Source organism: Chitinivorax sp. B, from assembly GCF_005503445.1.
In the GTDB taxonomy this organism is placed as follows: domain Bacteria; phylum Pseudomonadota; class Gammaproteobacteria; order Burkholderiales; family SCOH01; genus Chitinivorax.
In genome coordinates, this window is sequence record NZ_SCOH01000093.1 from 1 (window position 1) to 5,627 (window position 5,627).

The window sequence follows — 5,627 nt, forward strand, 5'->3', positions numbered from 1 at the left end:
ACCAGCTGGACATAGCGGCGGGGGCCGGACTTGGTAATTTTGACGAACATGCCGCCACTTTACCAGCCAGCCCTGGCTTATCAAATTGATCTTGTAAGACCTAAAACGTGCCAAAACATGGCTTTTTGCTTGGACACCGTGAAAAAAACCATCGTTGTTGGGTTGGCGGGGTGAAAATCAAGAAAATCGAGCGTGAACCGTTGAACTCGGGAGGACTGAGCTTTTATTTGATTAAACAAGGAGTAAAGTTCGATCCCGCCCTGCCTTCCCCCAGGCCCGGTATAACAGGCTTTTGAGGTTCAATACGCGCCAACATCACCGGGAATTCACTGAAGTTTGATGAAATTCGGTCTGACTCTGATTCATACAGAGCTTCCGCATGTAAACATTTTATTCAAAAAATATAATCTTCATAACACATGATTACAGTCAGTTGCCTCGCCACACTGCGGTCACTACGTAGCCATCACCCAAATCATATTTGAAGAAAAAACGCTGCACCCATACAAAAGGCCCCAGCGTGAAGCGATTAAAAATGAATCCCAATTTACTTGTTAAACTATGTCGCTCAACACCACTCTTAATACTACGCTCTACTTGGTTTCCTACATCTTCTGCAACCACATGTTTTTTCAAAATTTTCACTGCAAACCAACGACCAATATTTCCCAAAGGGAAACCATAATTACATACGCTTACATCATCAAATCCAATTCTTACCAATAATTTTACCAGCTCACTTTTTTCATATCTTCTAACATGTCCAACGAACAAATCATCAGGACCAAACTTCCTCATGTGCGCAGGAACCGATAAAACTAGAAACCCTTCTTTTTTAAGGTACTTTGACCATTCTTTTAACACTAATTCATCTTGTTCAATATGCTCCAGAACTTCAAACGCAAATAAATAATCAAAATCTCTGTCAATGACTTTTTCTAATCTCTCAACAACAGTCACTTTTTGTGGATACTTCTCAAAACGAGAAGACAATAAATTAAGTGAGGTTTCACCGATATCATGACAAACACCATGAAATCCATTTTTTACAAAATATTCAGTAATGTCACCAGTTCCTGCCCCCATTTCAATAAATCTTCCAGGTAAAAAATTACGCGTGGCATATCTTATGCATGCCATACGCAACAAATGCTTCGGTGTGCGCTTCCAGTTTGTCATGAGTAATTAAATTTGAGTTAATCTAAAAAACTTATAAAAACACATTGCACTAGCCCATAGAAGAATCTCTGCTGCCAACACCAACAATCGATACATACCAACAACCCCCACAAACCTAATGGCCATTTCTGTATTAGTCCCACTTAACAAGTAACTAGCAACTATTTCAGAGACCCCTATACCTTGTGGAGAGAAGATTGCGATAAAACCGGCAGCCCAACTAATCCAATATATGCCAGCTACTTTAACCCAATCTGTTACATCACCAAACCCTATATGTTCATAAGAAAACCAATAACATGAAAATGCCAAGCCATAGCATAACCAGACACAAATAAAGCACCTAAAGAATATAAAATACAAACTGATTCTAAAAGGAGATGATTGATCTGGCAACCTAAATACCCTGAATCTAATAATCCACGGGGAAACAATCAAAGACAATGCGGCAAACAATAACAATACTCTCAAAACACCAACACCGTCAGCCACCAACACAGCCACTGCACCCAACAACGATGCAGTACCCAAAGCCATTACATTCTCCAAGAAAAGATATGCCAAAATCTGTTCTTTCCCTGGTTTTAATATTTCCTTATACACACTTAACTTAGATACCGTCTGCCAAATCCCACCTGGCAAATATCGGGCTAGCATATTAGAGAAGTGAATCTTTATTGCAGTTCCTGCAGAAACCTGAAATCCCAAGCATGACCACAAATACACATTAGAATAAGCCAAAAAAAAATGTGATATTATAATCAATACAATGGAAGAAATTAGCGACTCAATAGAAATCTGCGTTAGCAAAGTGGAAAAATAACTATACTGGCTAGTGAAAATCCAGATTACACAAAAAATTGAAATAATACCAACACATCTCTTGAAAAGAGAAGCTAGTAAAAATAACTTCACTCCGCAACCCTACTCTGATTCACTTTCTTTATAATTCAACATTGATATTTGCTCTGATATAAGACCAATCAAGAAAATCAGCACTGACGTAATAAACAGCAGTGCACTCATATTTGTGAATCTATGCTGAGAAATAAACGTATACATATAATACCCAAAACCAGTCACAAAGAATGAAAGGCTAATTGGTAAGAATAGCTTCAATGGTGAATAAAGAGTCCCAATTTTGAAAATTATTAACAAAAAACGGGTGCCATCTCTGAGGATTTTAATATGGCTCTTCCCTATTCGCTCAGGTGCTATGATTGGTTCATAAGCCACACTATAGCCTGCACGAAAGAAACTCATCGTGAGAGTGGTAGGATAGGAAAAACCATTGGGCAGCAAGTAAACAAAGCGTTTAACTTTAGCGAGGTTTGCAATACGAAATCCAGAAGTAAGGTCATCCACTCGCTGCTCTACCATCCACGAAGCTAATCTGTTATATAGCCCATTAGCCATAGCTCGATGTGCGCCAGCTTGTGATTTCCTTGTCCTGGCACCCACAACCATATCAAAACCATCATTTAATTTAGCTAATAACCTAGGGATATCTTCTGGTCGATGTTGGCCATCGGCATCCATAAACAAGACGATTTTTCTTGTTGCTTCTCTTATGCCAGTTTTTATTGCAGCTCCATTGCCTTTCGAATACTTATGAGAAACGCATCTCACTCCATATCCAAGAGCAATACCGGCAGTATTATCCGTTGAAGCATCATCAACTACAATAATTTCAGCTCCAGAACACTCAGTCATTAGCAATGGTAAAATGAGACTTAATCCTGCCTCTTCGTTCTTCGCAGGCAAAACTATACTTAGATCAGAATAGGAAATCACTTAGCTTGCTCTTTTTCTACTTTATCTAAATCACGCAGTTGTCGCGCAATAACATCTGAATACAACAATTTAACATCCAAATCTCTTGCCCATAGAATGGTACTCCTCGCCTTAGAAATATCTCCCATAACTCGATAGAGCTCAGCAAGATTTAATACATTCTGCGGACTCAATTCAAAGTGAATTGCATCTTTAAGGAAAACCTCTGCCCGCTTGTAATCATTTAATCGGTTTGCATAATACAAGCCCGATGCACTATTTAAAGCAGATCTAAAAGAAGGCAATACAGTAGGATTTTCATTTGCATTCTGCAGCAGTAATATTATTTCTTCTTCTTGCAATTTACAATATTGATACAATTGACAATTAATCAAATTCTGGATAAATGAAACATTAGATGCCGCAAATGGCCTTGATTTCAATCTATTATTTAAATCCTTCATTAACTCCAGCGACAACGGCTGACCAGTCAAAAAAGCCAATTGTACCAATCCAAAGTAGCCGCCATTATCAGAATAAGGTGAATTTTTTGCTTTATTCAAATAAAAATAAGCTTTTTCAGCATACTCATATTTTTTTTCCTGCATATACAATTTAAAATACATTCTACCAAACTGATAATTTGCACGATCTGATGAAGGGTGATTCAACTGCTCAATAGCAGCATGATCCACTAGATTCCCCCACTGATCAGATCGTATCCATGTTAGAACTGATAAAACAATAAGAAAAATTGGAACTAGCAAAAACTTAGCTTGCACCAACCTTTTACTAGGCTTCCATAAATAGATCGTCACCACCCCATAGAATAATATACCTAGCGATGCCAGATAGTTACGGTGCTCATGCACAAGCTCCAATGGCCATATCGTAGATTCCAATGCATGTGCACAAAAGAACCAGAATACAGCAAATGAGAACATAAAATATTTGGTGCGATAGAAATATGCGCTTAAACCAATAACAGCCCACCCAATGACAGATATTATTGTCGTTATAGGGGAAAACCAACCAACAGATATCTCAAAATCATCATGATACAACCCCATTTTAGATATATCTGGAAGTAGAATTAATCTACAATAAAAAAATAATACTCGCGCTTCAGTCCAAAGCCGCTCGCCAAAGTTGAATTGGCGTATTTTATAAATATCTAAGATCGATTCCCATTTTAAATACAATGCCCCGCCAACAGCAGCGGCGCTCACTATTACAAAAACACCCCATAATTGACGCAACCTTAGGCCATCAATTATTGATTTCTGAGCAACTCTAAATTTAAATATTGTAGCTTCAATAGCTAGTGCATAGAGTGGCAATAAGGCTCCACTCTCTTTTGATAGGGCTCCAAGCAACGTGAAAACAACTAACCCAAATACTATGGCAATCCACCCAAATAATCGATTATTGTCGATTAATAGTCTTATCCGGCCTTTACTATACAAAACCAAACCACATACAGTGAATAGCGCTGACAAACTAGTCATACGCTGCACAACATATAAAACACTAGTCAAGTTTAACGGATGAAATGCCCAAAAAGCTGTAACCAACAATGGCAAATAACTTATTTCAATAGCACCAAGATTTATATCACCGACTTTATCTAAGAAAATCAAAAAACTACGAATAAGGAAAATTATAGACAATGCAACAAACACATGGATAATAAGGTTTGTTAACTTGAACGAAAATGGCTCCACCCCAAAGAAATACTGATTTAATGAAAAGGTCAACATACTAATTGGCCTTCCCAATACACCAGCATCTCCTGAATGAGCTACTCGCCATAACTCAGACCAAGATAATTCATTCAGTGGTAAGCGTGGGTTATCTAGAAGATTAACGCTATCATCAAATTCAAAGTCTCCGGTCAGCCCAGGCCAGTAGATATAGATAATAGTTAAAATTAGAACAAAATATAGAAAGTACAAGTACTTTTGTAACCGTGGCAAAATCAAATCTCTTTTTGAAGTTAGCTAAATAGACTCTAGTTACGACAATTACTTGGACGATACAATGGACTTAGCGACCCAGATTTACAATCCCAACGAAATACACCGTTACTGATAGTTGGCGTTAAGATAATCGTATCACCGGGCGACACTTTTGTATTATAAGTGACAACAATTACCCCACCATTAAGAATGCTAACGCTACGAACTGCATTCCCGGTAATTGAAGTTGGGCTTGCTAAACCGGCTGAGGTATTGCTATTTGGCCACATCCCCCGCGAACTGTAATACTCTGTTACAGTAAATTTTGCCCCCGTTGCCAAACTTAAGCCTTCTGCAACGTGTGCGCGCTTTGCATATTGTTGATATGCAGGAATTGCGACAGAAGCAAGGATGCCAATAATTGCCACGACAATCATTAGCTCAATGAGAGTAAAACCTTTTTGTTGACTCATGATTGTCTCCTAACGTGGCGGACCAACCCAAGAAAAAAAAAGCACCCAACCGGGTGCTTTTTTTCCATCAACCAAGCTTAGCGGCAGTTGGTTGGACGATACTTGGCATTCAAGTTACCGCCTTTGCAATCCCAAGTAATCGAACCATTTGCGTTCGTCGGGGTAATAACGATCGTCTTACCTGCTTCAGCCTTCGTGCTGTAGGTAACAGTAATAACACCTTGTGCACCAACGCCAACGCTAT

General features: G+C 38.7%; 6 protein-coding genes. All 6 read right to left on the reverse strand.

What is annotated here, in order from left to right; translation table 11 throughout:
* Window positions 1-429: 429 nt before the first annotated feature.
* Entirely contained in the window at window positions 430-1,179 is a 750-nt protein-coding gene (locus FFS57_RS24170; RefSeq protein ID WP_137940392.1) for a class I SAM-dependent methyltransferase, read from the reverse strand.
* A 6-nt stretch (window positions 1,180-1,185) separates the two neighbouring features.
* On the reverse strand, window positions 1,186-2,094 hold the full coding sequence (locus tag FFS57_RS24175) for a hypothetical protein (RefSeq protein WP_137940393.1): 909 nt from the start codon (window positions 2,092-2,094) through the stop codon (window positions 1,186-1,188).
* A 9-nt stretch (window positions 2,095-2,103) separates the two neighbouring features.
* Window positions 2,104-2,973, reverse strand: coding sequence for a glycosyltransferase family 2 protein (locus tag FFS57_RS24180; protein WP_137940394.1), 870 nt, complete (start codon window positions 2,971-2,973; stop codon window positions 2,104-2,106).
* The gene (locus FFS57_RS24185) at window positions 2,970-4,928 is read right to left on the reverse strand and encodes a hypothetical protein (protein ID WP_171014192.1); all 1,959 of its coding nucleotides are present in this window, start codon (window positions 4,926-4,928) and stop codon (window positions 2,970-2,972) included. The genes FFS57_RS24180 and FFS57_RS24185 overlap by 4 nt, the downstream gene beginning before the upstream one ends.
* Window positions 4,929-4,963: 35 nt before the next feature.
* Window positions 4,964-5,383, reverse strand: a complete 420-nt coding sequence (locus FFS57_RS24190) for a pilin (RefSeq protein ID WP_212749178.1) — start codon at window positions 5,381-5,383, stop codon at window positions 4,964-4,966.
* Window positions 5,384-5,460: 77 nt separating this feature from the next.
* On the reverse strand, window positions 5,461-5,627 hold a 167-nt coding region (locus tag FFS57_RS24195), incomplete at its 5' end, for a pilin (protein ID WP_171014193.1).

Bases quoted from the DNA above. Each gene is read 5' to 3' on its own strand.
- FFS57_RS24170 (WP_137940392.1), bottom strand. From the start codon at position 1,179: ATGACAAACTGGAAGCGCACACCGAAGCATTTGTTGCGTATGGCATGC.
- FFS57_RS24190 (WP_212749178.1), bottom strand. From the start codon at position 5,383: ATGAGTCAACAAAAAGGTTTTACTCTCATTGAGCTAATGATTGTCGTG.